Source organism: Micromonospora sp. WMMD558 (genome assembly GCF_049315255.1).
In the GTDB taxonomy this organism is placed as follows: domain Bacteria; phylum Actinomycetota; class Actinomycetes; order Mycobacteriales; family Micromonosporaceae; genus Micromonospora.
The window spans coordinates 3,029,235-3,054,773 of the sequence record NZ_CP186061.1; the positions used below are offsets into that span (position 1 = coordinate 3,029,235).

General features: G+C 73.4%; 24 protein-coding genes and 2 pseudogenes. 11 read left to right on the forward strand and 15 right to left on the reverse strand.

The window, feature by feature from the left end:
* Positions 1-3: 3 nt before the first annotated feature.
* Positions 4-2,220 (reverse strand): DUF4153 domain-containing protein, encoded by a 2,217-nt coding sequence (locus ACN26Y_RS14785; RefSeq protein WP_422734836.1) that lies wholly within the window; start codon positions 2,218-2,220, stop codon positions 4-6.
* Between the two features lie 196 nt (positions 2,221-2,416).
* Here ACN26Y_RS14785 and ACN26Y_RS14790 point away from each other — a divergent pair, with 196 nt between their 5' ends.
* On the forward strand, positions 2,417-3,226 hold the full coding sequence (locus tag ACN26Y_RS14790; RefSeq protein ID WP_155330832.1) for a hypothetical protein: 810 nt from the start codon (positions 2,417-2,419) through the stop codon (positions 3,224-3,226).
* A gap of 30 nt (positions 3,227-3,256) precedes the next feature.
* Here ACN26Y_RS14790 and ACN26Y_RS14795 read toward each other — a convergent pair whose 3' ends face one another.
* From ACN26Y_RS14795 to ACN26Y_RS14805, 3 genes are all read right to left on the reverse strand, one after another.
* Positions 3,257-3,961, reverse strand: coding sequence for a dihydrofolate reductase family protein (locus ACN26Y_RS14795; RefSeq protein ID WP_155330833.1), 705 nt, complete (start codon positions 3,959-3,961; stop codon positions 3,257-3,259).
* Positions 3,962-4,061: 100 nt separating this feature from the next.
* A complete protein-coding gene (locus ACN26Y_RS14800; protein WP_230688996.1) occupies positions 4,062-5,327 on the reverse strand; it encodes an RNA polymerase sigma factor in 1,266 nt (421 codons plus the stop codon).
* Entirely contained in the window at positions 5,291-5,665 is a 375-nt protein-coding gene (locus tag ACN26Y_RS14805) for a YciI family protein (protein ID WP_230688997.1), read from the reverse strand. The genes ACN26Y_RS14800 and ACN26Y_RS14805 overlap by 37 nt, the downstream gene beginning before the upstream one ends.
* A gap of 595 nt (positions 5,666-6,260) precedes the next feature.
* Between ACN26Y_RS14805 and ACN26Y_RS14810 the strand changes: the two genes are divergently transcribed.
* Together ACN26Y_RS14810 and ACN26Y_RS14815 are read left to right on the forward strand one after the other, a co-directional pair.
* Positions 6,261-6,530: a hypothetical protein gene (locus ACN26Y_RS14810; RefSeq protein WP_155330835.1), complete on the forward strand. Its 270-nt coding sequence runs from the start codon at positions 6,261-6,263 to the stop codon at positions 6,528-6,530.
* Complete coding sequence (locus ACN26Y_RS14815) at positions 6,530-7,567, forward strand: hypothetical protein (protein ID WP_155330836.1); 1,038 nt, start codon at positions 6,530-6,532, stop codon at positions 7,565-7,567. Before ACN26Y_RS14810 ends, ACN26Y_RS14815 begins: the two co-directional genes overlap by 1 nt.
* A 62-nt stretch (positions 7,568-7,629) precedes the next feature.
* Here ACN26Y_RS14815 and ACN26Y_RS14820 read toward each other — a convergent pair whose 3' ends face one another.
* Together ACN26Y_RS14820 and ACN26Y_RS14825 are read right to left on the reverse strand one after the other, a co-directional pair.
* A complete protein-coding gene (locus tag ACN26Y_RS14820) occupies positions 7,630-8,160 on the reverse strand; it encodes an SRPBCC family protein (RefSeq protein ID WP_422734837.1) in 531 nt (176 codons plus the stop codon).
* On the reverse strand, positions 8,160-8,309 hold the full coding sequence (locus ACN26Y_RS14825) for a hypothetical protein (protein WP_230688998.1): 150 nt from the start codon (positions 8,307-8,309) through the stop codon (positions 8,160-8,162). The genes ACN26Y_RS14820 and ACN26Y_RS14825 overlap by 1 nt, the downstream gene beginning before the upstream one ends.
* Before the next feature lie 52 nt (positions 8,310-8,361).
* Between ACN26Y_RS14825 and ACN26Y_RS14830 the strand changes: the two genes are divergently transcribed.
* Positions 8,362-9,291, forward strand: a complete 930-nt coding sequence (locus tag ACN26Y_RS14830) for an LLM class F420-dependent oxidoreductase (protein WP_422734838.1) — start codon at positions 8,362-8,364, stop codon at positions 9,289-9,291.
* Positions 9,292-9,361: 70 nt separating this feature from the next.
* Here the strand turns inward: ACN26Y_RS14830 and ACN26Y_RS14835 are convergent, their stop codons facing one another.
* Positions 9,362-9,745, reverse strand: coding sequence for a hypothetical protein (locus ACN26Y_RS14835; RefSeq protein ID WP_422734839.1), 384 nt, complete (start codon positions 9,743-9,745; stop codon positions 9,362-9,364).
* A gap of 298 nt (positions 9,746-10,043) precedes the next feature.
* Here ACN26Y_RS14835 and ACN26Y_RS14840 point away from each other — a divergent pair, with 298 nt between their 5' ends.
* The 3 genes from ACN26Y_RS14840 (at position 10,044) to ACN26Y_RS14850 (ending at position 13,615) form a co-directional block, all read left to right on the forward strand.
* Positions 10,044-11,288 carry an FAD-binding protein gene (locus ACN26Y_RS14840; RefSeq protein ID WP_422734840.1) on the forward strand — a complete coding sequence of 415 codons (1,245 nt, stop codon included), beginning with the start codon at positions 10,044-10,046 and terminating at the stop codon, positions 11,286-11,288.
* Between the two features lie 112 nt (positions 11,289-11,400).
* Positions 11,401-12,900: a hypothetical protein gene (locus ACN26Y_RS14845; protein ID WP_422734841.1), complete on the forward strand. Its 1,500-nt coding sequence runs from the start codon at positions 11,401-11,403 to the stop codon at positions 12,898-12,900.
* Positions 12,893-13,615: an NUDIX hydrolase gene (locus ACN26Y_RS14850; RefSeq protein ID WP_196255859.1), complete on the forward strand. Its 723-nt coding sequence runs from the start codon at positions 12,893-12,895 to the stop codon at positions 13,613-13,615. The genes ACN26Y_RS14845 and ACN26Y_RS14850 overlap by 8 nt, the downstream gene beginning before the upstream one ends.
* 52 nt (positions 13,616-13,667) lie before the next feature.
* On the opposite strand, the gene ACN26Y_RS14855 is transcribed toward ACN26Y_RS14850, so the two are convergent.
* The 3 genes from ACN26Y_RS14855 to ACN26Y_RS14865 form a co-directional block, all read right to left on the reverse strand.
* A complete protein-coding gene (locus ACN26Y_RS14855) occupies positions 13,668-14,807 on the reverse strand; it encodes a site-2 protease family protein (RefSeq protein ID WP_155330842.1) in 1,140 nt (379 codons plus the stop codon).
* A 151-nt stretch (positions 14,808-14,958) separates the two neighbouring features.
* Positions 14,959-15,378: a PIN domain nuclease gene (locus ACN26Y_RS14860; RefSeq protein WP_155330843.1), complete on the reverse strand. Its 420-nt coding sequence runs from the start codon at positions 15,376-15,378 to the stop codon at positions 14,959-14,961.
* Complete coding sequence (locus ACN26Y_RS14865; protein ID WP_155330844.1) at positions 15,375-15,581, reverse strand: type II toxin-antitoxin system VapB family antitoxin; 207 nt, start codon at positions 15,579-15,581, stop codon at positions 15,375-15,377. The genes ACN26Y_RS14860 and ACN26Y_RS14865 overlap by 4 nt, the downstream gene beginning before the upstream one ends.
* Positions 15,582-15,692: 111 nt before the next feature.
* On the opposite strand from ACN26Y_RS14865, the pseudogene ACN26Y_RS14870 reads away from it, so the two are divergent.
* Positions 15,693-16,187, forward strand: a pseudogene (locus ACN26Y_RS14870) (S9 family peptidase); the annotation flags it as partial.
* Here ACN26Y_RS14870 and ACN26Y_RS14875 read toward each other — a convergent pair.
* From ACN26Y_RS14875 to ACN26Y_RS14885, 3 genes and pseudogenes are all read right to left on the reverse strand, one after another.
* Positions 16,175-16,331: pseudogene (locus ACN26Y_RS14875) on the reverse strand (DUF397 domain-containing protein); the annotation flags it as partial. The pseudogenes ACN26Y_RS14870 and ACN26Y_RS14875 sit on opposite strands and share 13 nt — an antisense overlap.
* A 68-nt stretch (positions 16,332-16,399) precedes the next feature.
* The gene (locus tag ACN26Y_RS14880; protein ID WP_230688999.1) at positions 16,400-17,323 is read right to left on the reverse strand and encodes a L,D-transpeptidase; all 924 of its coding nucleotides are present in this window, start codon (positions 17,321-17,323) and stop codon (positions 16,400-16,402) included.
* Positions 17,324-17,403: 80 nt separating this feature from the next.
* Positions 17,404-18,849, reverse strand: coding sequence for an alpha-amylase (locus ACN26Y_RS14885; protein WP_155330845.1), 1,446 nt, complete (start codon positions 18,847-18,849; stop codon positions 17,404-17,406).
* A gap of 286 nt (positions 18,850-19,135) precedes the next feature.
* Here ACN26Y_RS14885 and ACN26Y_RS14890 point away from each other — a divergent pair, with 286 nt between their 5' ends.
* Genes ACN26Y_RS14890 through ACN26Y_RS14900 form a run of 3 tightly spaced genes read left to right on the forward strand, consistent with a single transcriptional unit; the run spans position 19,136 to position 22,928 of the window.
* A complete protein-coding gene (locus ACN26Y_RS14890; RefSeq protein ID WP_230689000.1) occupies positions 19,136-20,830 on the forward strand; it encodes a hypothetical protein in 1,695 nt (564 codons plus the stop codon).
* Positions 20,827-22,296, forward strand: a complete 1,470-nt coding sequence (locus tag ACN26Y_RS14895) for an NADH-quinone oxidoreductase subunit NuoF family protein (RefSeq protein ID WP_155330846.1) — start codon at positions 20,827-20,829, stop codon at positions 22,294-22,296. The genes ACN26Y_RS14890 and ACN26Y_RS14895 overlap by 4 nt, the downstream gene beginning before the upstream one ends.
* Before the next feature lie 23 nt (positions 22,297-22,319).
* Positions 22,320-22,928, forward strand: a complete 609-nt coding sequence (locus ACN26Y_RS14900; protein WP_155330847.1) for a redoxin domain-containing protein — start codon at positions 22,320-22,322, stop codon at positions 22,926-22,928.
* Between the two features lie 111 nt (positions 22,929-23,039).
* Here ACN26Y_RS14900 and serS read toward each other — a convergent pair whose 3' ends face one another.
* Both serS and ACN26Y_RS14910 read right to left on the reverse strand, forming a co-directional pair.
* Entirely contained in the window at positions 23,040-24,323 is a 1,284-nt protein-coding gene (gene serS, locus ACN26Y_RS14905) for a serine--tRNA ligase (RefSeq protein WP_422734842.1), read from the reverse strand.
* A 118-nt stretch (positions 24,324-24,441) separates the two neighbouring features.
* The gene (locus ACN26Y_RS14910) at positions 24,442-25,497 is read right to left on the reverse strand and encodes a MerR family transcriptional regulator (protein ID WP_422734936.1); all 1,056 of its coding nucleotides are present in this window, start codon (positions 25,495-25,497) and stop codon (positions 24,442-24,444) included.
* Positions 25,498-25,539 lie beyond the last annotated feature (42 nt).

Consider the following 25,539-nt stretch of genomic DNA (forward strand, 5'->3'; position numbering starts at 1 on the left):
GGGTCAGCGGGGGCGGCGGGTTTTGGGCAGGTCGAACTGGTCGGCGGCCTTGCAGTCGCTCGGTCCGCCGACCGCGCTCGGCCCCACCCGCTCCAGCGCCTGCCGGGCGCGGACCCGGCCCAGGTTCCAGGCGTACCAGGGGTCCGGCTCGTCGAGGTCGTCGGCGATCCAGCTCAGGGTGCAGCGGCGTACCGGGTCGGGCAGCTCGGCCAGGGCGGGCGTCGCGTCGGCCGAGAGGGCCCGGAGGTACCAGGCGTCGATCTTCCCGGTCGTCTGGTAGCGGGCGATGTTGCGGCTGGCGGCGTAGTCCTCCGGGTTGAGGACGGCCAGGCTGAGCAGCATGACCACGGCGAGTGCCACGGTCGCGCGCGGGATCCAACCGCCCTTCCAGCGCAGCCCGGCGACGAGGATCATCAGGAAGACCGTGCCGAGCAGCAGCTCGAACGCCATCACGAAGATCCGTTCGCCGGTGAAGCTGTAGACCTTCTGGTACGTGTACATCCGGGACAGCGCCGAGATCACGATGACGACACTGAGCGCGCTCAGCGCGCCGAGCAGGACGCGCAGCACGATCCGCTCGGCACGGCTCTCGCGCCGCGCCCAGCGGGCCACCCCGCCGAGCACGGCGAGCGTCAGCAGGGTGACGGCGACCAGCTGCCAGAAGCCGCTGCGCGCGTACTCGGCGTAGCTGAGCCCGGCGGTGCGCAGCACATGCCGCTGACCGCCGAACAGCACGGTGAACTGCACCGCCACGAAACCGGCGAACAGCAGCGTCACGGCCGTGATGACCGGCGCCCACTCCACCATGCCGAAGCTGCGCCGGGTCGGCCGGTCCACGCTGGACAGGTCCGGCGGCGCGGCGAGCGTCCAGACGGCGGCCACGACGCAGAGCGCACCGACCGTGGCGAGGAAGATCCAGCGGAACACTGTACCGATGCTGACCTCGGGCACGACCGCACCGAGCACCACCGAGAAGGCGCCGTCGGCCGACGCGAGCAGCGCGCCGAACACGATCAGCGCGGCGACGGTGGCCGCGACCGAACCGACCACACGGCGCACCAGCCCCGGGTCGGCGTTGGACCGGAAGTGGGCCCGCACCCAGGGCTGGCCCCGGACGGCCGCGACCGGCCCCGCGACCACGCTGAACAGGATCGACCGGACGCCCCGACCGCCGACCACCGCGAGGGCCGCGCACCCGAGCGCGCCGAGGACGCAGAACGTCACCAACCACCACGCGTTGCGGAAGGCCAGGACCGCCAGCAACGCCAGCGCGGCCGCCGCCCAGCCGGCGCGGACCCACCGCTCGGTCCGCGGCAGGTCGGCGACCGGGCGGCGGACCGCGACCACCACGCCGACGGTCAGGGCCAGCCAGCCCAGGAACCATCCGATCCCGGTGCGGCTGAGCGGCACGAAGAACGCCAGCCCGAGAGCACCGGCGAGGACCGCGGCGGGCACCGCGCGCCCCCGCGTGGGCTTCGGCCCGGGCCAGTGCCGCTGGAACCACGACGGCCCCGGCGGCGCCGGCCGGTAGAAACCACCGGACATCCCGGGGTACGGCGGCACGCCGGCCCGGCCGGGCCCCGCGGCGTACGGCACCGGGTCACCCGGCGCGGGTGCGGCCGCCGCCGTGGCGCCGGACGCCGCTGACGGACCGGTGGCCAGGGCGGGTGTGGTCGACGGCCCGCTGCCGGCCGGCGTCCCGATGGGCTTGGGCGCCCCCTGAGGCCGAGCGGGCTGATCGGTGCCCGCTTCCGGTGACCCGTCCCTGGCGGCGGTCTCGCCGCCGGCGGACGCGACCTCCGGCTTGACGCCCGCGGCCGGGCCGCCGGGCGTCGTACCGCCCGCCGGCGTCGTCGAAGCGCCGTCGGCTGCCGACCCGGACGGTGTGGCCGGTACGGCTTCGGCCACCCGGACCGGCCCACCGCCGTTCGTCGCAGGGGCGGTGACCGGGGTCGTCGGCGCAGCCTGCGTCGTGGCCGCCGGGGCACCGGCCGGCACCGCGCCATCCGCCTCGGCGACCGGCACCAGAGGGATGAACACCGCGTACCCACGGGTCCCCGGTGGCAGCCTGACCGGGATCGCCCACGCGGGCTGGCCCTCGGGCCACGGGAAGGCGCCGGGAGCGTCGGCGGTGGCGGGCGCGGCCAGCAGGTACGGCGGCGCGCTCCCGCCGGCGGAATCCTCGGCGGGCGGTCGGGGCGCCGGTGGTGGCTGGGTCACGGCACACTCCTTGATCAAGGGGTGGGCACACTGTACGGCCACACCGCCCCGGCCGCCGCCCCGCCTTTCGTGCCGGCGCACGCACCGCCCGCCCCGTCGGCGTGACCGGAACCGGTCAGCGTCCACTTCGGGACTGAGTCGTCCTCACCTTCCGCGCCACGCTCACCGGTGAACCCCGAACCTGATCGGAGGACCGATGACGACCCATCCCCGATGGCGGTCGAGCGGGGCCACGCTGGTCGTGGCCGTGATCGTCGCCCTGGTCGCCGCCCTGCTGCCCGCATCACCGGCGCTCGCCCTGCCCTCGGGCAGCGGCTGGTCGGCCTCGTGGAGCTACTACCACCCCACCGCCTACCAGTACGCGGGCACGCTGCCCGGCGTACGGCTGACCGGCTACGCCACCGACAGCTCGGGCGTCTCGAGCACCGTCGGCACCATCGAGGACACCGCCAACGACAGCCGCTGTGCCCGCGTCCTGCTGTACGCCAACGGGGTCGGTTACATCGCCGACCGGACCACCTGCGGCAACGGCAGCTACCTGACCTACAGCACGGTCAGCTACCAGCAGGGCCTGCTCGTGATCGTCTACCGGATGATCCAGGGGACGAGCACCCACGACAAGGGCTTCCACCTCTACATCCCGCCGTCGCTGAGCGACTCCCAGTTGCGGACGGTCGGCACCGGCGCGAGCTGGTCGTACTACACCTCGACCGCGTTCCAGTACTCGATCACCCGCCCCGGCGTCCGGCTGACCGGCTACGGCGCGCACCAGTACACCGACCAGCGCTCGTCGCTGAACACGGTGGAGAAGACGGCGACCACCCTCGGCTGCGCCAGCGGCCGGGTCACCGGCGGGACCACCACGAGCGGCAGCACCTGCGCCAACGGTGGCAGCGCCTCGTTCACGCGGTTCGACCACACGAACAACCTGGAGGCATCCGCCTGCTACCAGCCGACCCTCGGCACCCAACGCTGCCTGGCCCTGAACATCCCCGAGCCCTGGTGACCCCCCTGCCCGGCGGAGGAAGGACGGGCGTCACGAAACCGTGGTCGTGGGGCCGCCGCCGCTGCCGCGGTCGTCCAGCAGGAGTGGTGCGCGGCCGGTGACGGCGTAGCGGACGTGGGTCACGTCGGGGGAGTGGACGACCCGCGTCGGGACCAGCTCGATGCCCTCCTTCTCGCCGAGGCCCAGGTCGGCGTCGAGCAGCCGCAGGCCGGCGCCCAGCACGACCGGCACGATGTGCAGCTCCAGCTCGTCCAGCAGGCCGGCGGCGAGCACCTGCCGGACCAGGCTGCCGCCGCCGGCCACCGCCACGTTCTTCCCTCCGGCGGCGGCGCGGGCCTGCGCGACGGCGCTGGCGACGCCGTCGGTGACGTACGTGAAGCTGGTGCCGCCGCCGCGCACCAGGGTCTCCCGGGGGCGGTGGGTGACGACGAAGACCGGCGCCCGGAACGGCGGCTCCGCGCCCCAGGGCACCTCGCCGCCGTCGGCCATGCGGCGCCCCATGACGTACGCGCCGGCCGCCGCGAAGCTCTCGGCGACGATCTCCGAGTTGGTGTCGTGCGTACCGCCGGCGAAGCCCTGCCGTTCACGCCAGGCCATCGCGTCGGTCGCCCACCGGGTGACCCGGAAGAAAGCGGCGGCCTCCGCCGACTCCATCCAGTGGCCGTCGCCGGTGTGGCGGGGGCCGGCGTAGTACCCGTCCAGCGACACGGACAGCTGTGCGGTCACCTTGGTCATCGCGGATCGTCCTCTCCTCGGCGGGGCACCTCGTGGTCCCCGTTCACCGAGGGATCGGAGCGGGCGGCGGCCGTTCGACACGACATCCCTGTGACCCGGCTCACACCAGTCGGGCGGCCTGCCGGACGAGGAAGCGCCGCTCGGGCAGGCTGCCGGCGAGCCGGGCCGCCTCCCGCCACTCCCGGGCGGCCGCCGCCCGCTCCCCGGCCCGCTCCAGCAGGTGCGCCCGGACCGCCAGCAGCCGGTGGTGCCCCGCGAGCGGCCCGTCCGCCAGCTCACGCACCAGGTCCAGGCCAGCCGCCGGCCCCCGCACCATGCCGAGCGCGACCGCCCGGTTCAGGGTCACCGCCGGCCCGGGGGCCAGCCGCTCCAGCAGCTCGTACAGGCCCAGGATCTGCGGCCAGTCGGTCTCCTCGGCGGACGGCGCCTCGGCGTGCACGGCGGCGACCGCGGCCTGCACCTGGTACGGGCCGACCGGCGCGGTCGACAGCGCGTCGGTCAGCAGCGCGGTGCCCTCGGCGATCGCGGAGCCGTCCCAGCGCGTCCGGTCCTGCTCGGCCAGCGGCACCAGTTCGCCCTCCGGCCCGGTACGGGCCGGTCCCCGCGCCTCGGTCAGCAGCATCAACGCGAGCAGGCCGGCCACCTCGCCGTCGGCGGGCAGCCGCCGGTGCAGGCGCCGGGTCAGGCGGATGGCCTGCCGGGTCAGGTCGACCCGGCGCAGCGCGGGTCCGCTGCTGGCCGCGTACCCCTCATTGAAGATCAGGTAGAGCACGTGCAGGACGACCGCGAGCCGTGGCTCCCGCTCCGGCTCGGGCGGCGGCGCGAAGCGGGCACCCGCCTCCCGCAGCCGCTGCTTGGCCCGCACGATGCGCTGCCCCATCGTCTTCTCCGGCACCAGGAAGGCGGCGGCGATCTCCGGCGTGGTCAGCCCGCCGACCGCCCGCAGCGTCAACGCCACCTGCGCCGACGGTCCCAGCGCCGGGTGGCAGCAGAGGAACAGCAGTTCGAGCAGGTCGTCGTGGGCGGGCTCGGCGTCCGGCGGCGGAGCGAACAGCGCGTCGCGGGGGGTCGCGTCCAGGACGGCCTGCTCCCGGCGCCGGCGGGCGGCGTCGGCGCGGACCTGGTCCACGTAGCGGCGGGCAGCCACCGTGCGCAGCCAGCCCGCCGGGTGCTCCGGCACGCCGTCGGCGGTCCAGGTCTCGACCGCCGCGAGCAGGGCCTCCTGCACGGCGTCCTCGGCGCGGGTGAAGTCGCCGTACCGGCGTACGAGGGCGCCGAGGACCTGCGGCGCGAGGTCGCGCAGCAGGTCACCGACGCGGTCGTCGCCGGTCAGAGGTCGCCGCCGGTGCCGGTCATCAGCGGCCACACCTCCAGGCCGCCGCCGCTGGGTCCGCTGCCGAACCGCAGGGCCGGGTACGACCGGGCGATCTCCAGCGCCCGCTCCTCGCTGTCGACGTCCACCACGAAGTACGAGCCCACGTACTCCTTCGCCTCCAGGTAGGGGCCGTCCGTGACCACGGGCGCGTCGCCCACCATGCGGACCGACCGGGCCCGGGACACCAGGCCCTGGCTCTCCACCAGCTCGCCGGAGCCGCGCAGCGCCTCGTTGAACGCGTCGACCTCGCCGATCAGCGCGGTCAGGTCGCCCGCGGGCAGACTGTTCCAGATCTCCTCGTTGCCGTAGATCAGCATCAGGTACTTCACCGGAGGCTCTCCTCTCAAGGCAGGTCAGGCGGCATGTCGCAACCATCTGCGCGACACGACGGAGTCGGATTCCGGACAGGACGCCGGGCACCTCGCCGTCGCACTGTTGTAGCAGGTGAGAGGCGTAAGGATGGCGGGCCACATCCCGATCCTCGGGCCCGGCGGGGACAGCACCGTCCCCGCCGACACCGCCGCCACCGAGCCCGGCCCCGTCGCCGTGGCGGATCCGGCGTAGCGCACCGCCGGCTCCGCCCCACGGGCCGCGCTCCGCCCGACACCGGGACCGGGCGCCCCGCCCCGGTGTCACCTCCGGACACCGACGTCGCCACCTTCCGACACGTCCGCCCCGCCGCGTCGACGCGGCGGAACGACCGCTGCCCACCGCCGTCGCGCGAACGTGCAGGTCGAGACACCACCCGTACGGCAGCACCGCCGTTCCGCCGTCGCACGCGGGCCGGGCGGTCCGCCGTACCCGATGACCGGCCGTCCGGGCGCGGGCCCGGCGGGGCCGGTCGCCGCCCGAGATCCAGCACGGCCGGACCGGTCGGGCGCGGAGGCCCGACGGCCGCCGGCCGAAGCATGAGAGGAGGCGGCGATGGCCGCTCCCACCGTGACCGCCGCCCTGAACGCCGCGGTCTACTCTCCCGCCGACCCGATGACGCTGACCGTCACGTACGGCGACGCCGACACCCGCCCGGTGACCGTCACCGTCGTCGTCACCGACGCCCAGGGCAACAGCAGCGCCCCGGCGCGGGTCACCGCCGTCATCGACCCGCTCACCGTCACCGTCACCGACGACTCCGGACGCACCTGGACGAAGCTGTCGGACACCGGCGCGGTGGCCGTCTACCGGGCGGTGGCGTGATGCCCCGGGTCACCGTGACGGTGCGTGACAACGGCGGGCGCACCGCCACCGCAACCGCCACCTACACGATCGCCCCGCCGGTGCTCGGCGGCTACTACCTCTCCGGCAATGCCGACCCGACGGCCGACATGGCGGGCGGAAACATCCGCTCGCTGACCCAGTACCGCAGCTTCGCCGACGGCTACGTCTTCCCCGGCTGGAACCGGCCCTGGCTGGTCGACCTGGGCAAGGCCGGGATAAAGATCAACATGGTGCTGGAGCTCAAGCACTACGGCGCCCCGAACACCGACGCGCAGACCTTCACCGTGGACGGCGTGCGCTACACCGTCCCGGCGCCCGCCATGACCATCCAGCAGCGACCGGGAACGACCTGGCCGCGGGCGTACGGCTACAGCCAGGTGCTCGCCGGTCAGTGCGACGGGCTGTTCGCGCGGGCGCTGTCGCAGTACCGGACGATGGGCTTCGGGGTGAACATCCAGCTCGCCTCCGAACTGGACACCGACCACGAGTTCGGCACCACCGAGGCGGGCAAGGCGTACACGTGGGCGGAGTCCGACGCCCGCGCGGTGCAGGCCGTCACGTACATCGTCAACTGGTTCAAGGCGCGCGGCCTGCCCGCCGGCACCACCTTCTCGGTGGGGGTGGGGGGCTTCGACCGGGCCTGCTACCAGCGCACCCACCCGGAGGCGCTGATGGCCAAGCTCGACTTCCTCCAGTGGAACGTCTACGCCACGGACCCGACCCACACCGCGCTGGCCCGGTTCCGCCGGACCAAGGACTGGGCGGTCGCCGACCTCGGCCCGGTCGCGCTCTCCCGGCCGGTCCTGATCGCCGAGTGGGGCGTCCGGGCGGCCGAGATCCCCGACCAGGCGGCGTGGATCCGCACCGTCCCGGCGGCCGTCGCCGCGCTCAACGCCGAGCGCGGACCCCGGATCGTGCGGACGAACTACTTCAACTCCGGCTGGGGCACGCTCTCGCCGAAGGCGACCGGCCTGGCCGCGCTGAAGACGGCCTACGCCACCCGGCCGTACGTCTGAGACCCCCGCTCGGCCCGGCGCCCGGCGGGCGGGGATCCGCCCGCCGGGCGCCCGGGGTGACGTCAGTCCCCGGTCAGCCGCTCCGCGTACGCGTCGCGCAGCTCCGGCCAGCCGAAGTTCATCGCCTCGGCCCCCCGGATCGGGCCGACCGGGTCACCGGCGATCAGGTGGTCGGCGACGTCGAGGCAGAGGTGCCAGCCGGCCGCGACCATCGGTGCCATGCCGCCGTCGGCGAGCGTGTGGCGCAGGGTCAGGCGGGTCCCGGCGGCGGTGGGGATCAGCTCCCAGCGCAGCAGGTCGTCGCCCCACGTGTACTCCAGCAGGTGCGGGCGCTCGGCCCGGCGTACCGTAGCCCGGTGCCGTTCGGTGGTCTCACCGTCGATCATGGTGAGCGTCGTGTCACCGGGGGAGCCCAGGTCGCGGTCGGCGAGGAACGGCGCCCACTCGGCGAGCCGGCCCGGCTCGGTCAGCGCCGACCACACCACCTCCGGAGGGTGGCGCAGGTCGCGGACGAACACGACGGTCCGGCGCCCGCCGGCAGTCTCCAGGGAGACGTCGGCCGGCGGGGTCGGGCGGAAGTCGGCGCGGTCCATCACGGCTCCTGACTGTCGAGGTGGCGTTCCAGGGCGTCCAGGTGGGTGGTCCAGAGCCGTCGGTACGGCGCCAGCCACCCGTCGACCGCCTGCAACGGCCGGACCTCGATCCGGTAGATGCGCTGCTGGGCGGAGCATATGCCGGTCAAGGCATGTGCGGTCGCTGGGCGGCACCCCGCCGACCTCCCTATGCTCGGGACCATGGAACTGCGGATCTTCACCGAACCCCAGCAGGGCGCCACCTACGACGACCTGCTCGCCGTGGCCCGCCGCGCCGAGGAGACCGGCTTCGCCGCCTTCTTCCGCTCCGACCACTATCTGAAGATGGGCTCGGTGACCGGCGAGCCCGGCCCGACCGACGCGTGGACCACCCTCGCCGGGCTGGCCCGCGACACCCGGTCGATCCGGCTCGGCACGCTGATGACGGCCGCCACCTTCCGGCTGCCCGGCCCGCTCGCGATCACCGTCGCCCAGGTCGACCAGATGAGCGGCGGCCGGGTCGAGCTGGGCATCGGCACCGGCTGGTTCGCCGAGGAGCACAGCGCGTACGGGATCCCCTTCCCGTCCCTCGCCGAGCGGTTCGACCGGCTGGAAGAGCAGCTCGCGGTCATCACCGGCCTGTGGGAGACCCCGGCGGGCGGTACGTTCGACTTCGCCGGGCGCTACTACCCGGTCAGCGAGTCGCCGGCCCTGCCGAAGCCGGTACAGACCCCGCGCCCGCCGATCCTGCTCGGCGGCATGGGCCCGAAGCGCACGCCGCGCCTCGCCGCCCGCTACGCCGACGAGTTCAACCTGCCCTTCGCCTCGATCGAGGACACCGTCGCCCAGTTCGAGCGGGTCGGCGCCGCCTGCGCCGGCATCGGGCGCGACCCGGCCACCATGACCTGGTCCAACGCGCTCGTGCTCTGCTGCGGGCGGAACGACGCCGAGGTGGCCCGCCGGGCCGCGGCCATCGGCCGGGAGCCGGACGAGCTGCGCGCCAACGGCCTGGCCGGCACCCCCGCCGAGGTCGTCGACAAGATCGGCCGGTACGCCGAGACCGGCAGCCAGCGGATCTACCTCCAGGTGCTCGACCTCGCCGACCTGGACCACCTGGACCTGGTCGCCGCCGAGGTGCTGCCCAAGGTGTAAGGAAGGGCCCCCTGTCAACGCCTCCGGTAGAGGAGGGGTCCCCTGTTAACAACCTTGAGGGGCGCGACGCTCAGTGGGTACGCGTGCCGGCGGGGTCGCGGAGCACGGTGTCGAGGCGGCCGTCGCGGTCGCTGTCGACGTACGTGACGTCCGGAACGCCGTCGCCGTCGAAGTCCACCTGCACCACGTCGGCGACGCCGTCCCCGTCCAGGTCGGTGACCACCTCGACGGCCCCGTCCAAGCGGTGCGTGACGATCGACCGGGCCTCCGCGCGCGGCGGGGGCCCGGGGTGCGGCACCGGTGTCGGGGCGGGCGGCGGCGCCGGAGTCGGCTGCGGCCCGGGGGTGGTGTCCGGCGGCGCGCTCCCCGGCAGCACACCGACCCCGGTCGGGTCCATCTCCTCCTCGGAGGGGAAGACGTCACCCCGCGGGGCGGGATCGCGGTAACTACTCATCCACCCCCATTTCCCCACCCGAGCCCGGGATAACCGCCCACCCGTCCCACCGCCGCATCACCCCGCCTCCGGCTCGCTCCGTTGATCGGGAGTTAGCGGGCTATCTGGAGATCCAAGCACCCGCCAGCTTCATGATCGACGTGCGCGGCGCGGGGCAGCGCGCGGGCGGGTGAGGGAGGCGCGCGGCGGCGGGGGGCGGCGGGGGGCGGCGGGGGCGGTCGGGTGGGCGTAGCGTTCGGCGGGCGGGTGTGCCGGCAGGTTCGGCCGGGGTGCCGGGGGCGGGACGCGGAGGGGCGTGATGGTGGCGCGGCGGAACTGGGCGGGCAACGTCCACTACGCGGCCCGGCGGTTCCACGAGCCGACGTCGGTCGACGAGCTGCGGCGGCTGGTGGCCGGCAGCGACCGGCTCCGGGCGGCCGGCACCGGGCACTCGTTCAACCGGTTCGGTGACACCACCGGTGACCTGGTGTCGCTGGCCGGGCTGCCGCCGGACGTGACCCTCGACCGGGACCGGTCCACCGTCACCGTGCCGGCCGCCCTCCGCTACGGCGACCTCGCCACCGCCCTGCACGCCCAGGGGCACGCGCTGGCGAACCTCGCCTCCCTGCCGCACATCTCGGTCGCCGGGGCCGTCGCCACCGGCACCCACGGCTCCGGCGTACGCAACGGCAACCTGGCCAGCGCCGTCGCGGCCCTGGAACTGGTCACCGCCGACGGTGACCTGCTGACCCTCGACCGCGACGCGGACGGGGACATGTTCGCCGGCGCCGTGGTCTCCCTCGGCGCGCTGGGCGTCGTCACCCGGGTCACCCTCGACGTGGCGCCGGCCTTCACCCTGTGCCAGTACGTGCGCCTCGGCCTCGCCCGGGAGGCGCTGGACGAGGCGCTCGACTCCGCGTACAGCGTCAGCATCTTCACCGACTGGCGTACGCCGCTGCTCCGCGAGGTGTGGGTCAAACAGCACGCGGAGCTGCCCCCACCCCCGGCGGGCTGGCTGGGGACGACCGCCGCCGAGACGCCCCGGCATCCGGTGGCCGGGCTGTCCCCGGAGCACTGCACCCCGCAGCTCGGGCCCCCCGGGCCGTGGCACGAGCGCCTGCCGCACTTCCGGCTCGGCTTCATCCCGAGCAGCGGGGACGAACTCCAGTCGGAGTACCACGTGCCGCGGGCCGCGGGGGCCGACGCGCTGGCCGCGCTGGACGAGGTGGCGCACCTGATCGCCCCGGTGCTCCAGGTCTGCGAGCTGCGGGCGGTCGCGGCCGACCGGCTGTGGCTCAGCCCGAACCACGGGCGCGACAGCCTCGCGATCCACTTCACCTGGGTCGGCGACGCGGCGGCGGTGACTCCGGTGGTGGCGGCCGTGGAGGAACGCCTCGCGCCGTTCAGCCCGCGCCCGCACTGGGGCAAGGTCTTCGGTCTGGCCCCGGCCGCGGTCGCCGCGGCCTGGCCCCGGTATGCGGACTTCCTCGCCCTGATGGTTCGCCTCGACCCGTCCGGAACGTTCCGCACCGACCTGCTCGACCGCTACTTCCCCCGCCCCTGAGCGCCGGCGCCGACTGTCAGAAAGCAGCCTCGGCCCTTCGTCGGCTTTCCGACCGGGCGGGTTCCGTGATTGCCTCGTCACCGACCTTGACGTCCACAAGGGATGGAGTGACATGACGGATCCCTCCGGCACGGGTCTCCGGCTGACGCCGATCGACAACCGGGCCCTGGCCCCGATCACGGTCGTCGCGCAGTGCCTGGACAACCAGTGGGTCACGCAGGACCTGCTCGCCCGGATGGTCGCGCGGCGGGAGTCGTACCGGGAGGTGGAGCAGCGCCGCCGCCGCGACGCGCGGGCTGAGTACCTGCGCGCGATCCTCAACGCCGAGCAGGTGGTGGTGAACCGGGCGTACTTCTTCAACAACCCCGTCGTCCACCGGGACTTCACGGCGGACGGGCCGCAGCGGGCGGCGTTCCGGGAGCTGCTGGCCGACGGCGTCCTCGTGCCGTTCCTCCTGCGCGAGCGCAGCCTGGCGGCGGAGCCCGGGTTCGGCGTGGACAGCGCCGGCTGGTCGGGCTGGTTGCGGCTGCTGGGCGAGGTGGACGAGGTCCGCTGCCTGCGGCTGTCGTGGGATGACGCGGAGAACGACCGCCTCACCGAGCGCTGCATGTTCGCCGAGTTCCGCCGCTTCCTGCTCCAGCTCGCCGCCTTCGACATCGAGGAGCTCCGGCGGGATCTTCGGCTGCCGGAGGAGAGCCGCCCGGTGCTGCGCCGGCGGATGCAGGAGGTGACGCTCTGGGCGGTGGAGACGGAGCAGGCCACCCGGGAGGGCTTCTACCGGGAGTTCCTGGTGGAGCCCGACACGAATCCGGCCGAGGGCCGGTTTCGTTCCGCGCCGCTGGTCGGCCAGCTCAAGCAACTGGTCGACCTGCGCTACAACACCACGCTGCCGGACGCCGTCGACGGGTACGCGCTGATCCCCGCCGACTCCCTGCGCCGCACCGCGATGCAGGAGTACCGGCGGGAGCGGCCGCCGGACCGGAACCTGGACGACCTGCTCACCCTGGTGAGGACGCTGCGGCCGTACGCCTTCGACCTGGCCCAGCTGCCGCTGCGCCTCGACCTGACCGGGTTGGAGCTGCACCATGTCCGGCAGGCGCGGGACACCGACGAGTGGCGGGAGTACGTGGCCGCCCTGCGGGAACTGCTCGCCGAGCCGCTCGACTTCGTCACCCGGGCGCAGCGGGTGTACGACCGCTACGTAGCTCTGGCCCAGCGCCTGGCGGGCATCGTCGGGGAACGGCGCCTGGAACGGGCGCGGGCGTGGGAACCGGTGATCCGGGTGACGGTCGAGGTGCTGGGCAGCACCGTCTCGCTGGTCTTCGACGGTGATCCACGGGTGGAGCTGGTCGGTGACGTGGCCGCCGAGGTGGCCGGGCGGGGCGCCACCGCCGTGGTCCGCTTCGCCGTGGTCAACCGGGACCAGCGCCGCGCCGCCCGAGACCTCGGCACCGGCGTCGACGTTATGCGGGTACACCTGCAACGGGCCGGGGAGGACTGGCGGGAGCTGGTGCGCCGGCTGCAGGAGACGGGATTCCCGGTCAGTCCGGGTGACACGGGTCGCGACGACGAGCCGAACATCGACCGGCCGCAGGAGGACGAGGGTGAGTGAACTTTGGAGGCAGTACGTCGAGCTGCGACGGCGCCACCCGGACCTCTTCGCCAACCCGCCCGACTCCGCGGTGGAGATCCTGGACGAGTCGGGGCAGGTGGCAGCCGCGGAACGGGCCAGGGCGGATGTCCTGCGCGCCCGTGGCCTGCCCGTGGAGTGGAGCCGGGCCGGGGTGGTCTTCCAGGACGACTACCTGACGCTCATCCGCGATCCGGTCCGCTTCCCGGGTGGCGTGCTCGGGACGTACCTCCGGTCGCTTCCCAGCAGCGGCGCCGACGGCCTGGTCGTGCTGCCGGTGCTCGACGGCGGCGTCGTGCTGGTGGAGCACTTCCGGCACACCACCCGCCGGTGGCACCTGGAGGCGCCGCGTGGGTTCGGCGAGGCCGGTGTGCCGCCGGAGGAACAGGCGGCGCGGGAGCTGCGCGAGGAGATCGGCGTGGCACCGGCCCGCCTGGTCGACCTGGGGGTTCTGCATCCGGACACCGGCATCGCGACCAGCACGGTGCGGCTCTACCTGGCCGAGATCGCCGAGCTGGGCGACACCGCAGCCGAGGAGGGCATCCGCGCCGCACGGACGTACCCGGCCGGGCGGGTCGGCGAGCTGATCCGCGACGGGGTGGTCACCGACTCGTTCACCATCGCCGCCTGGACCCGAGCGTGGCTGCGGGGCCTGCTGAGCGGCGTTCCGGGACCGGTCACCGGTACGGGTCGGTGATCCTCGGAGCTGTCCAGCCCGATCACTCCGGAACTCCGGGCCCGCCTGGCACCTACCGGCGGCCGGTGATCTGCTCGCGCATGCTGCCGCGCTGCACCGCCCGGCTGATGTCGCTCGGCGACACGATGCCCACGAGCCGGCCGTCGGCCACCACGAGCGCCCGCCCGTCGGCGCACTCGCTGAGCCGGGGCAGGAGGTCGTTCAGGGACTCGTCGGGGGAGGCGAGCACCAACTCGTCGGCCCGGCAGGAGACCTCGGCGAGGGTGGTGGCGCCGCGCCGGTCGACCGGGACGTCCCGTACCCGGTCGAGGGTGACCAGCCCGACGGGCCGCCCCTCCTCGGTCAGCGGCAGCGCCGAGTGCCGGTACGCGAAGAGGTAGTTGTCGACGAAGTCGGCCACCGTCAGGTCCCCGGAGGCGGTCTGCGGTTGCGGCGTCATCACGTCCGCGACGCGGACGCCGCGCAGGGCGCTGCCCATCCGGGCCTGCCGCTCCTCCATCCCGGCGGCGCCGATGAGGAACCAGCCGATCAGGATCAGCCAGAGCCCGCCGAAGCCGGCCCCGGCGAAGAACTGCCAGAAGCCCAGGCCGATCAGCAGCGCGCCGAGCACCCACCCGGCCCGGGCGGCGACGACCGACGCCTTCGTCCGGTCGCCGGTGGCCTTCCAGACCGCCGCGCGCAGCAGCCGCCCACCGTCGAGCGGCGCGGCGGGCAGGACGTTGAAGACGGCCAGCAGCACGTTGATGCCGGCCAGCCAGGCGAGAGCACCGAGCAGCAGCCCCTCGGAACCGGCCAGGGCCAGCGCCACCGCGATGGCACCGAAGAACATGCCGATGAGCAGGCTCACCAGCGGGCCCACCCCGGCGATGCGCAGCTCCGCGCCCGGGTTGGGCGCCTCGCCCTTCAGCTCGGCCACGCCGCCGAAGAGCCACAGCGTGATGCCGCCGACCTGGAGCCCGTTGCGCTTGGCCACGATCGCGTGGGAGATCTCGTGGGCGAGCAGGCCGAGGAAGAAGACCACCGCGGCCGCGAGGCCCGCGGCGGCGTACGCGATCCACGGCCGGTCGGGGTAGGCGCGCGGGAACTGGTTGGCCGACAGCCCCCAGGCGATGAGCAGGAAGATGACCAGGACGCTCCAGTTGACGCCGACAGGTACGCCCGCGATCCGGCCAAGCCGGAAACTCGCCCTCATGTTCCGGTCATACCCCCGAAGGCCGCGCCCATGCCAGGGCCGAAGGTCTCAGGATCACACTCGCTGACCGTTTCGCCGTGTCGCGCGAACATGGCGACCAGTCGTCTCGGCCGCGCTGGACGACCTCGACGAGCGAGGGCAGATCGGCTGATCAGTCTGCGGTGCCGGCAGGCACGACCCAGACGGTGGGCTGACCAGTGATCGCAGTGATCATGTCGTAGTCACCGTCGTAGTGCAGCACCGTCGCCCCGTGCCGCTCTGCGGTTGCGGCTATCACCAGATCAGCCATGGAGAGGGCGCGATGGTTGCCCTTGTGCAGCGCCTGGAGTTGAACGTCTATTGCACGATCCCAGACCTCGTCTGGCATCGGGAGCCAGTGGAAGCCACCGAGCAGCCAGCGGGCACGCTGGGCGTCCTTGGCCGTCCGGGCGCTCTGGATCACCTCGATCTCGACCGCGCCACACACCGCCAACAGACCGCGTTCGGACAATTCGTCGAGGACGGGCGCGACGGCGGACTTGGGCCAGCGGGCTAGAGCCGACTTGTCGAGCAGGTAGAGTTCTCGACTCACGCCGCATTCGGCTTCACGTCGGTGGGCCCGGTCAGACCCGGCAGGCCGCCGCTCTTGAGCCAGTCGGCAAATTCGCGCCGCTTCTCCCGGTCGACGGCAGCCTTCAGAGCTGCGTTCACGGTCGCCTTCTTGGTGGTGGTGCCGAAGATCTTCGCAGCCTCGGCGAGCAGTTCGTCATCGACGTCGAGGATGGTCCTGGACATGGTTGGCTCCTCTCAGTCTCGCGGGATACCGCCCAGATGATATCAAGCGCCGCTGATCTTGATATATGACTGAGGGTGGCGCCGGCGGCTGCTGTGGCGGAGATCCGGCAGGTGCTCGACGCCGACGACCGCATCCCCTTCCCGGGCTGGCGTGGGGACCATTTCTCCTACGACTTCTGGCAGGACGCGACGCACCCGCGAGGAATGTGGCGACGGACGACGCTCGACCAGTACCGCCGACGGAAGCCGGTATGGGATGTCCTGCTCGACGTCGACGCGCTGGCCAACGACGAGGGCGAGAACTGGGTCTGGAGCGGGGTGACGGTGCTGCGTGCGGGCAGTCGGCGTTGCCTGGTCAGCCTGTCGCGAGGCGGTGCGGACGCCGTCGTGGTGCGTGAGTACGACCTGGATCGCCGGGCCTTCGTCGAGGGTGGTTTCACGATCGCCGAGGCCAAGACCACGGTCTGCTGGATCGACGTGGACCATATCTACGTCGGCACCGACTTCGGGGCGGGATCGCTCAGCACCGCCGGATACCCCCGCATCGTCAAGCGGTGGCGACGGGGTACGCCGCTGTCCGAGGCCGAGACTGTCTATGAGGCGTCCGCCACGGACGTCGCCGCCTGGGCCTCGCACGACCCGACACCGGGATTCGAGCGCGACTTCGTTTGCCAAGCCGTGGGCGCGAAGGTCAGAACTGGTCCGCTCGGGTCCTTGCTGTCGCGTAGCCCCGACCTTGCCCGCCAGGTCGTCCGGCCGACCTGTATCCGGCGGCCACCGCGCTGGGCGAGCCGGTTCGCTTCGTCGTGACCTGATCGTCACGCGGTCGGGGGTGGCTCCGGCAGTTCGTCGACGACCAGGACCTCGGTGCCGGGGCGTACCTCGGACAGCAGGTGCCGCTGCCCGCTCTTGGTCAGCCGGATGCAGCCGTTGGTGGTGTTCCGGCCCAGCTCGCCGTCGTGGTACCAGCTGTGCAGCCCGATGTGCGCGCCGCGCAGGCCGGCCGGGACCGAGTCGGGGTCGTCGGGGATCGCACCGAGCGCGAAGATGTCCACTCCGCCGTACACGGATTCGGGCGGCTCGGTGCGGCCGAGGACGAAGGTCCGCCCCAGCGGCGTCTCCTGACCGCTCTGCCCGAGGCTGACCTGCCAGGACCGGACGGCCCGGCCGCTCCGGTACCACGTCAGCCGGTGGTGCCGGCGCTCCACGACGATCTGGTCGGGCAGGGGCACGGTGGTGAAGCCGCCCGGCGGCAGCCAGGCCAGGGTGCGGTTGGCGGAGGGGAGCAGCACAGCCGTCCACCCGCTGCGGCGCTCGACGACGGGCATGGTCAGCTCGACGTCGTTGATGGTGGGGGCGAGGAAGGCGACGGGCTTCCCGCCGGGCGCGGTGTAGGCGGCGATCCGCCGGGTCGGGTGCACGCCCTCGGTCAGGGGCGCGGGGTCCAGCGGCTCCGGGTCGGCCGGGAAGCCGCGGGGCGCCGGGTCGTAGTCGACGACCGGCAGGTCGTCCGGCGCGGGCGCCGCGACCGGCACGGTCTCCTCGGGTACGGGCGTCTCGGGGGCCTCGGGGGTCTCGGATTCCTCCGGTGCCGGCTGCTCCATGACCGGCTGGGCGGCCGGTGTGGGCTCCGGCTGCGGGGTCAGTCGCCAGCCGGTGATGCCGGCGGCCACCAGCAGCAGGGGTACGCCGACCCCGACGGCCGTCCAGCGGAGGCGCGAGCCCATTCGGTCAAACAGCACCAAATCACTCTAAGGGATGCCGTGTTAAGAAGGGCCCCTTGTTATGCAGAAGGCGATAACAAGGGGCCCTTCCTTCCTGCTCAGCTCAGGCGGGCGCCCACGTGGATGGCGATCGCGTCGTGCGCGGGGACGGTGGCGGCGAACCAGCCGTTGCCGTCCACGGTGATCACCGGGCCGCTGCACGTCCCGTTGCTGTACGTGCCGTGGATGACGTCGCAGTACCGGCCGGCCGGCAGGCCGGTGTAGTAGGACCGGCCGCTGATCGCGAAGTCCTCGTCGTTGACGGTGAGGTAGCCCTTGCCGGCGCGGCTGAACGCGATGTGCTGGTAGCCGTTGTCGTACCAGTTGGCGACCCCGGCGCCCTCGGTGGCGTTGCGGAAACCGACCATGTTGGCGATGACCGGCCAGCGGTGCTCGCACTCCCAGCCGGAGTAGCAGGTCGTGTTGCGCGTCCGGCCGGAGGAGTCCTGGGGCGGGCCCTGGTCCCGGTTGCCGAAGGTGTAGCTGGACATGACCGTCGGCGACCCGTACGGCCAGGCCAGCATGAACGCGTTCGCGAGAGCGTAGATGCCCCGGTCGTTGTAGGTCAGCACCCCGCCGAAGTCGCGCTGGGTGTCGTGGTTGTCGACGAAGACCGCCGAGACCGAGCTGGGCAGGTGCCCCCAGCCCTCGCCGAAGTTGCGCAGGTAGGCCAGCCGCTCGGAGCGGAAGACGCGGGCCAGGTCCTTGCCGTATCGGAACTCGTGCACGTCACCGTTGCCGGTGTACTCGTTCGGCGTGATCGGCTCGCCGGCGCCGTAGATGACCTCCTGCACGATGTACGCGGACCGCGAGAGCTTGGCCTTGATCGCCGCGATGTCGGCCGCCGGCATGTGCTTGCTGGCGTCCATCCGGAACCCGTCCACGCCCAGCGACAGCAGGTCGTTGAGGTACGTGGCCAGCCGTGAGCGGACGTACTCCGACTCGGTCTTCAGGTCGGCGAGGTTGACCAGTTCACAGTTCTGGACCTCCCACCGGTCGCCGTAGTTGCTGATCTCGTTGCCCGGCCGCCCGCAGAAGTGGAAGTCCTGCGACTGGTAGATGCCGGGGTAGTCGTAGTGGCTGTACGACGACCCGGCCCACCCGGTGCCCGGGTTGTCCTGCCCGGACATGTGGTTGACCACCGCGTCGACGATCACCTTGACGCCGGCGGCGTGGCAGGTGTCCACCATCGACTTGAACTGGGCGCGGGTGCCCTTGCGGGACTCGATCCGGTAGCTGACCGGCTGGTAGGAGACCCACCACTCGGAGCGCCGGACGTGCTCCTGGGGCGGCGAGACCTGGACCCAGCCGTAACCCTTGGGGCCCAGGGTCGACTGGCACTCGCTCGCTACTGAGGTCCAGTTCCACTCGAAGAGGTTGGCGATGACCTTCTTGGTGCCGGCCGGGGCCGCGGCGGCCGGGGGTGCCGCCACGATGGCCGGGAGGAGCAGGCCGGCGATCACGCCCAGGGCGACGATCGCCGACGGGCGTCGACGTCGATGCATCGGATTCTCCCTACGGGGGTGTGGGGAAAGCAGGTGGTGGTGGAGCCGTGGGAGGGCTTCCAGGTTGCCGGTGTCTTGCACGCCGGGCTGAAAGTTTCCGAAACTTTACAAGCGTGTTGCAGGCGCTGTCAATGTATGGACATCTGTCGCTGTAATCGCCGTCCCCGGAGGTCGCGTACACGCACCGCGCGGCGGGTCGGTTCGACGGTCCGCGCGGAAATTCTTGGCCGACCGGTGATCCGGGGGCGCGGTCCGTCCGTACAGGAGGAGGGAGCAGGGTCGGCCGGTGGCGCGCCACCGCGAGACGATCGAGGAGCAGATGGCCCCGGCACAGCAGAAACAGAAGGCGGCGCCCGTTCGGACCAGCACCAGCAGCCGGGGCGTACGCGCCCCGTCGCGGTCCGCGGTCGTCCTGTTGACCGTCTCCGCGCTCGCCGCGTTGTGGGCCGTCACCATGCTGACCGGCGTGGGCGGGGCGATGTACTCGTACGGCTTCTTCTTCACCGAGTTCTTCGCCGGCGTGATCGCCCTGGTGTCGCTCAGCCTCACCGTGATGCTGGGGCTGCTCGCCACCGACCGGCTCGTGCTGATGATCCGGCACCGGGTGCTGCTCCAGTCCGCGCACCGGGCGACCGGCATCCTCGGCGTCGCCGGGCTGGTCTTCCACGTCATCACCAAGATCGCGACCGGGCGGGCGGCGAGCACCGACGCGGTGGTTCCGTTCGTCAGCGGGCGCGGGCTCTACGTCGGCCTCGGCACGGTCGCCGGGCTGCTCATGGTGAGCGTGCTCTGGACCGGCATCATCCGCGCCCGGTTCGCCGGGGTCGGTCCGAAGTGGCTGTGGCGGACGCTGCACTCCGCCGCGTACGCCGCGTGGCCGTTCGCCATCTTCCACGGCCTGAACGCCGGCCGGCCGGCGAAGCCCTGGGTGGTGGTCAGCTACCTCGCCTGCGTACTGCTCGTGGTGCTGGCGCTGCTGGTCCGGGTCTCGGTGCACCTGGGCCGGCGCAGCCGCGAGCAGCACCAGGCCGCCGCGATGAACAAGGCGATGACCGCGCGGGTGACCGACGACGGCAAGGGCCGTGCGCTCCTCGGCGCGCTCGCCCGCAAGCGCGACGCCGACGACCGGCGTGAGACGCGGGACGGGCGGGCGTCGACCTGGTCCGAGACCACCCTCGCCGGCTCGTGGAGCGCGCCCGGAAGCCGCCGCCGCGACCCCGAACGGTTCACCGTGCCGGTGGTGCCGGAGCCCGGTTCGCTGCGCGAGCCGGCGCCGGGCCGCGGCCGTCGCGACGAGGTCGAGCCGGTGCCGGCCCGTCGCGGCGAGCGGCCCGCCCGCCGCCGGTCGGAGGAGCCGGCGCCCACCCGGTCCCGGCGACGGTCGGAGGAGCGCGAGCCCGTTGTGGCCCGCCGCGACGAGGAGCGGGTGGCCCGGCGGCGCGAGGACGCGTACGAGTACGAGTCGCGGTCCCGCCGGCGCGACGAGGAGCCGGCCGGCCGGCGCCGGCGCGACGACGACGAGGTCCGCCCCTCCCGGCGGAGTCGGGGCGAGGTGGACACGGGCACCCGGTACTCGGTGCCGCCGCAGCGCCGCGACGAGCCGGAGGAGCCCTGGACCAGCCCGCGCCGCTGGGAGACCACGCAGCCGATCTCGGCCGGACCCATCTCGGCCGGACCCGTGTCGGCCGGGCCGATCTCCGGCGGCCCGGTCTCCGGCACCCCGATCTCGTCCGCCCCGCGCAGCGGCGGCGGCCGGCACAGCGCCGACGAGGACGTGCCGGAGGAGACGGACTACTGGCGGCCGCCGGCCCGGTACGTCCCGGAGGACGACGCGCTGCCGCCGGACGACACCCCGACCCTGGTCGACCTCGCCTCCCGGCGGGCGCGCCGGGAGGCCAAGGAGAGCCGGCGGCGGCGCCGGGCGAGCGCGGACGCCGTCGACACGGCGTACTGGGCCGGGCTGCGGGGCGAGGCCAAGTGATGCGGACGACCGTCCCGCCGGTCGCGTGCGTCGGCGAGCCCCGGCTGACCGCGGGCTTCGCCGAGTTCGGCCGCCTCGACCTGTTCACCCACGAGGAGGTGCACGGCCCGATCGGCCCGATGGAACCGGCGAACCTGCTGCGGCTCGCCGACGGCATCCAGCTCAAGGGTAAGGGCGGGGCGGGCTTCCCGTTCGCCACGAAGCTGCGCGCCGTGCTCGAGTCCTGCGAACGGCAGGACGCCTCGGCGATCGTCGTGGTCAACGCCTCCGAGGGGGAGCCGGCCAGCTGGAAGGACAAGGTGCTGCTCACCCGGGCCCCGCACCTCATCCTCGACGGGGCGGCGCTGGCCGCGTACGCGCTGGACGCCGACGAGATCATCATCGGCGTGGCCGACGACGGGGTGGGCCAGGAGTCCCTGATGGAGGCGCTGGGGGAGCGGCGGATGCCGGTGCCGACGAGCGTCGTCACCGTGCCGCACCGGTTCATCTCCGGCGAGGGCGGGGCGCTGGTCAACGGCATCAACGGCCTGCCGCACATCCCGCCGGGCACGAAGAAGCGCTCCAGCGACTCGGGTGTCGGTGGCCTGCCCACCCTGCTCTCCAACGCGGAGACGTACGCCCAACTCGCGATCGCCGCCCGGCTCGGGCCGTACGAGTACGCGGCGCTCGGCACCGACGACGAACCCGGCACCGTGCTGCTCACCGTTACCGGCGCGGCGAAGCGACCGGCCGTGGTCGAATGCGCCGCCGGCACCCCGCTGCGGGAGATCCTCGACCTGTGCGAGGTGCCGGACGGGCCGGGCATCCTGGTGGGCGGCTACCACGGAAAGTGGATCACCCAGGAGGGGGCCGACCGGGCCGAGATCTCCCGCAAGGGACTCGCCGCCGTCGGCGGCACGCTCGGCGCCGGCATCATCGTGCCCCTCGGCCCGGACAGCTGCCCGCTCGGCGAGGCCGCCCAGGTGGTCCGCTACCTGGCGGGCGAGTCCGCCGGCCAGTGCGGGCCGTGCAGGATGGGCCTGCCGGAGCTGGCCCGCTCGGTCGACCTCGCGGTCTCCGGCAGCGCCCCGGTGGAGGTCGTCCGGGCCGCCGCCGGCGACGTCAAGGGCCGTGGGGCGTGCAGCCACCCGGACGGTACGGCCCGGTTCGCGCTCTCCGCGATGGAGGTCTTCGCCGAGGACCTGCGGCTGCACGCCACCGGTGACGGCTGCGGCAAGCGGGTCAAGGGCCTGATGGGGCTGCCCGGCGCCCCCGACCCCAACCCGCAGAAGCTGATGCTCGACTGGTCCCGCTGCGACGGGCACGGGCTCTGCGCGCACGTCGTGCCCGACTTCATCCGACTCGACGCCAACGGGTACCCCGCGTTCCCGGCCACACCCGTGCCGACCTGGCTCCGCGAGGGGGCGCTCAAGGCGGTCAAGGTCTGCCCCGAACTCGCCCTGCGGCTGACCAGGGCCGAGTCGTGACCCCGTACCGGAGGGAGGCCCGGATGCGGAGGCTTCCGCGTACCGTCCTGGCGGCCGTGACGGCGGTCGCCCTGCTCGGCGCGACCGCCTGCGGCGGCGACGGCGGTGCGTCCGCGACCACCACGACCGGTGACGCGGCGTCCCCGCCCCCCGCAGCCGGTACGCCCACCGCGACAGGCTCGCCCTCGGCGGCTTCACCCAGCGCGGCGCAGCGGCCCCCCACCGTGCCGGAGACGCTGCGCTTCACGGCGAAGACCCTCGACGGCGCGGCCTTCGACGCCGCCGCCCTGGCCGGTAAACCGGTGGTGCTGTGGTTCTGGGCGCCCTGGTGCGCCACGTGCGCGAGTCAGGCGTGGACGGTCGCCGAGGTGGCGCCGCAGTACCGCGACACGGTTCCCGTCGTCGGCGTCGCCGGCCTCGGCCAGCAGAAGGCCATGAAGGACTTCGTGACCGAGTTCGAACTGGCCGGGGTCCCGCAGGTGGACGACCGGGCGGGCGCGCTGTGGCGCCGCTTCGAGGTCGCCGAGCAGAGCACCTTCGTCATCCTCGACCGCACCGGCCGGGTGATCCACCAGGGCTTCCTGGACGGCGAAGACCTGACCCGCCGCCTCGCATCCCTGGCTGAGGTGTAAGGAAGGGCCCCTTGTTAACGCCTCCGGTAGAGGAAGGATCCCCTTTTAACACCTGCTGAAGCGGCGGGACCCGGACGTACGTCCGGGTCCCGCCGCGAAGCGCGGAGCGGGTCAGCGTGGGGTCAGGCAGTCGGTGCCCACGCGGTCGCGGAGGATCTCCGGGATCACCACGCTGCCGTCGGGCTGCTGGAACTGCTCCAGGATCGCCGGGAACAGCCGGCTCGTCGCCAGCGCCGAACCGTTCAGGGTGTGGACGAAGCGGGTCTGCTTGCCGCCCGGCTCCCGGTAGCGGATCGCCGCCCGCCGTGCCTGGTAGTCACCGCCCCAGGAGACCGACGACACCTCCTTGTACTTGCCGGTGCTCGGCATCCACACCTCGATGTCGAGGGTCTTGCGCATCGCCGCGCTGGCGTCGCCGGCCGACAGCAGCGTGCGCTGGTAGTGCAGCCCCAGCTTCTCGACCAGGCTCTCGGCGTGGGTGACCATCTCCTCGTGCGCCGCCTCCGCCTGCTCCGGGAGGGTGAACTGGAAGATCTCCACCTTGTTGAACTGGTGGCCGCGCACGGTGCCGCGCTCGTCCGAGTGGGATCCACCCGCCTCCCGGCGGTAGCAGGGGGTGTACGCGAAGGCCTTCAGCGGCAGCTTCGCCGTGTCCATGATCTCGTCCTGGAACGCACCGAGGATCGCCGTCTCGGCGGTCGGCAGCAGGAACTGCGCGCGCGGCGCCGACGCCCGGTCCAGGTGGTAGACGTCGTCGGTGAACTTCGGGAACTGGCCGGCGGCGAAGCCGGCGCTCTCCAGCAGCAGGTGCGGCGGCAGCAGGAACTCGTAGCCGGCCTTGACGTTCTCGTCGATGAAGAAGTTGAGCAGCGCCCACTCCAGCCGGGCACCCACCCCGGTGTACATCCAGAAGCCGGAACCGCCGAGCTTGACGCCCCGCTCGTGGTCCACCAGGCCCAGCATCCGGGACAGCTCGACGTGGTCGCGGACCTTCTCGATCGCCGGGGGCTCGCCGAAGGTCCTGACGACCCGGTTGGCCTCCTTGCCGCCGGGCACGACGTCGTCCGCCGGCAGGTTGGGCAGCTCGCTCATCCGGTCCCGCAGGCGTGCCTGCACCTCGTCCAGCTCGGCCTCCAGCTCGGAGAGCTGCTTGCGGCCGGCCTCCGGCGCGGCGACCTCGGGCTCACGGCCGGCCCGCTTGGCCTCCGCGTACGCCCGGGCCTCGGCCTTGCGGCGCTGGCGCTCGCCGTCGATCTCGGTGATCAGGCTGCGCCGCTCCTGGTCGAGCTGCTGGATCTCGTCCAGCGCGCGGCTCACCTCCGCCGGGTCCATCCGCTTGGCCAGCGCGGACGCCACCGCGTCGCGATCCTTCCGGATCAACTCCATGTCGAGCATGCTGCTCCGTACGCCTCCGTCCGGACGTCAGGTGGACCTTCAGATGCTACCGTCGCGCCCCGGCCGGTCCGGGCCCGGTCTCGTCGCTGGCGCCGGGCGGCCGGGACACGACGGCCCGTCAGAGGCGGATCGGCATCAGGACCGAGAAGGCGTCGGTGTCGTCGGGACGGCGGACGGCAAGCGGCGCGATCGGGCCGTCCAGCTCCAGGACGAGCTGGCCCCGGCCGCCCGCGTCGAGGGCCTGGAGCAGGTAGCCGGCGTTCACCCCGATCCGGGGCGCGTCCCCGGTCAGCTCGTCCTCGCCGTACAGGCGTACCCCGCCCCGGCCGTCCGGGCCGAGCACACTCACCGGCAGCGCGGCGCCACCGTGCTCCCGGTGGACGACGGGAGCGTCCGGGCTGGTGAGGGCCGCGCGCAGGGCGGCCACGTCGACGGTCGCGCGGTGGGCCGGGCCGCCGGGCGCCGCGCGCAGCAGCCGCCGGTGGTCCGGGAAGTCGTACGGCAGGGTGCCGGCGTCGAGCGTACGCCCGGCGACGGTGACCGCGACGGTGCCGTCGCCGACGGCCAGCCGCACCTCCCCGGCGGTGTCGAGCAGCGTGCGGGTCTCGTCGACGAAGCCGGCCGGGACGAGGGCGCGGACGGCCGGCCCGTCGACGTCGGCGCCGATCCGGGCCAGGGCCATCCGGTACCGGTCGGTGGCGACCAGCTGGACGCCGCCGGCGTCCACGTCGAAGAGGACGCCGGTGAGCTCGGGCAGGTCGGGTCCGGTGGCGACGGCGAAACGGACCGCGTCAACGGCGGCGGCCAGGTCGGTGCGGGACAGGGTCAGGTGGGTGGTCATCGGCTGCTCCTCGGGATCGATGAGGGTACGGATCCGGGAGAGCTCACGGCGGGCGTCGGCGAGACCGTCCTCGAGGCGGCGCAGGTGTGTGTCCAGCAGCCGGTGTGCGGCCGCCGGCCCGGACCGTACCGCCGCGGCGATCTCGGGCACCGGCATCCCGACCCGGCGCAGCCCGGCGACCAGCCGGGCCGGGCGCACCTGGTCGTCGGTGTACCACCGGTAGCCGGTCACCGGGTCGACCCGGGCCGGGACCAGCACCCCGGCCGAGTCGTAGAACCGCAGGGCGCTGACGGTCAGCCCGCTGGCCCGGGCCAGCTCGCCGATGCTGTGCAGGTCGCTCTCCACGGCAATGGATCCTGTGTCCTCAAGCAGGTC

What these genes read in the sequence shown, in the direction of transcription:
- ACN26Y_RS14790 (WP_155330832.1), top strand. Translation starts at nt 2,417, where the DNA reads ATGACGACCCATCCCCGATGGCGGTCGAGCGGGGCCACGCTGGTCGTG.
- ACN26Y_RS14795 (WP_155330833.1), bottom strand. Translation starts at nt 3,961, where the DNA reads ATGACCAAGGTGACCGCACAGCTGTCCGTGTCGCTGGACGGGTACTAC.
- ACN26Y_RS14810 (WP_155330835.1), top strand. Translation starts at nt 6,261, where the DNA reads ATGGCCGCTCCCACCGTGACCGCCGCCCTGAACGCCGCGGTCTACTCT.
- ACN26Y_RS14815 (WP_155330836.1), top strand. Translation starts at nt 6,530, where the DNA reads ATGCCCCGGGTCACCGTGACGGTGCGTGACAACGGCGGGCGCACCGCC.
- ACN26Y_RS14820 (WP_422734837.1), bottom strand. Translation starts at nt 8,160, where the DNA reads ATGGACCGCGCCGACTTCCGCCCGACCCCGCCGGCCGACGTCTCCCTG.
- ACN26Y_RS14830 (WP_422734838.1), top strand. Translation starts at nt 8,362, where the DNA reads ATGGAACTGCGGATCTTCACCGAACCCCAGCAGGGCGCCACCTACGAC.
- ACN26Y_RS14835 (WP_422734839.1), bottom strand. Translation starts at nt 9,745, where the DNA reads ATGAGTAGTTACCGCGATCCCGCCCCGCGGGGTGACGTCTTCCCCTCC.
- ACN26Y_RS14840 (WP_422734840.1), top strand. Translation starts at nt 10,044, where the DNA reads ATGGTGGCGCGGCGGAACTGGGCGGGCAACGTCCACTACGCGGCCCGG.
- ACN26Y_RS14845 (WP_422734841.1), top strand. Translation starts at nt 11,401, where the DNA reads ATGACGGATCCCTCCGGCACGGGTCTCCGGCTGACGCCGATCGACAAC.
- ACN26Y_RS14855 (WP_155330842.1), bottom strand. Translation starts at nt 14,807, where the DNA reads ATGAGGGCGAGTTTCCGGCTTGGCCGGATCGCGGGCGTACCTGTCGGC.
- ACN26Y_RS14865 (WP_155330844.1), bottom strand. Translation starts at nt 15,581, where the DNA reads ATGTCCAGGACCATCCTCGACGTCGATGACGAACTGCTCGCCGAGGCT.
- ACN26Y_RS14885 (WP_155330845.1), bottom strand. Translation starts at nt 18,849, where the DNA reads ATGCATCGACGTCGACGCCCGTCGGCGATCGTCGCCCTGGGCGTGATC.
- ACN26Y_RS14900 (WP_155330847.1), top strand. Translation starts at nt 22,320, where the DNA reads ATGCGGAGGCTTCCGCGTACCGTCCTGGCGGCCGTGACGGCGGTCGCC.
- serS (WP_422734842.1), bottom strand. Translation starts at nt 24,323, where the DNA reads ATGCTCGACATGGAGTTGATCCGGAAGGATCGCGACGCGGTGGCGTCC.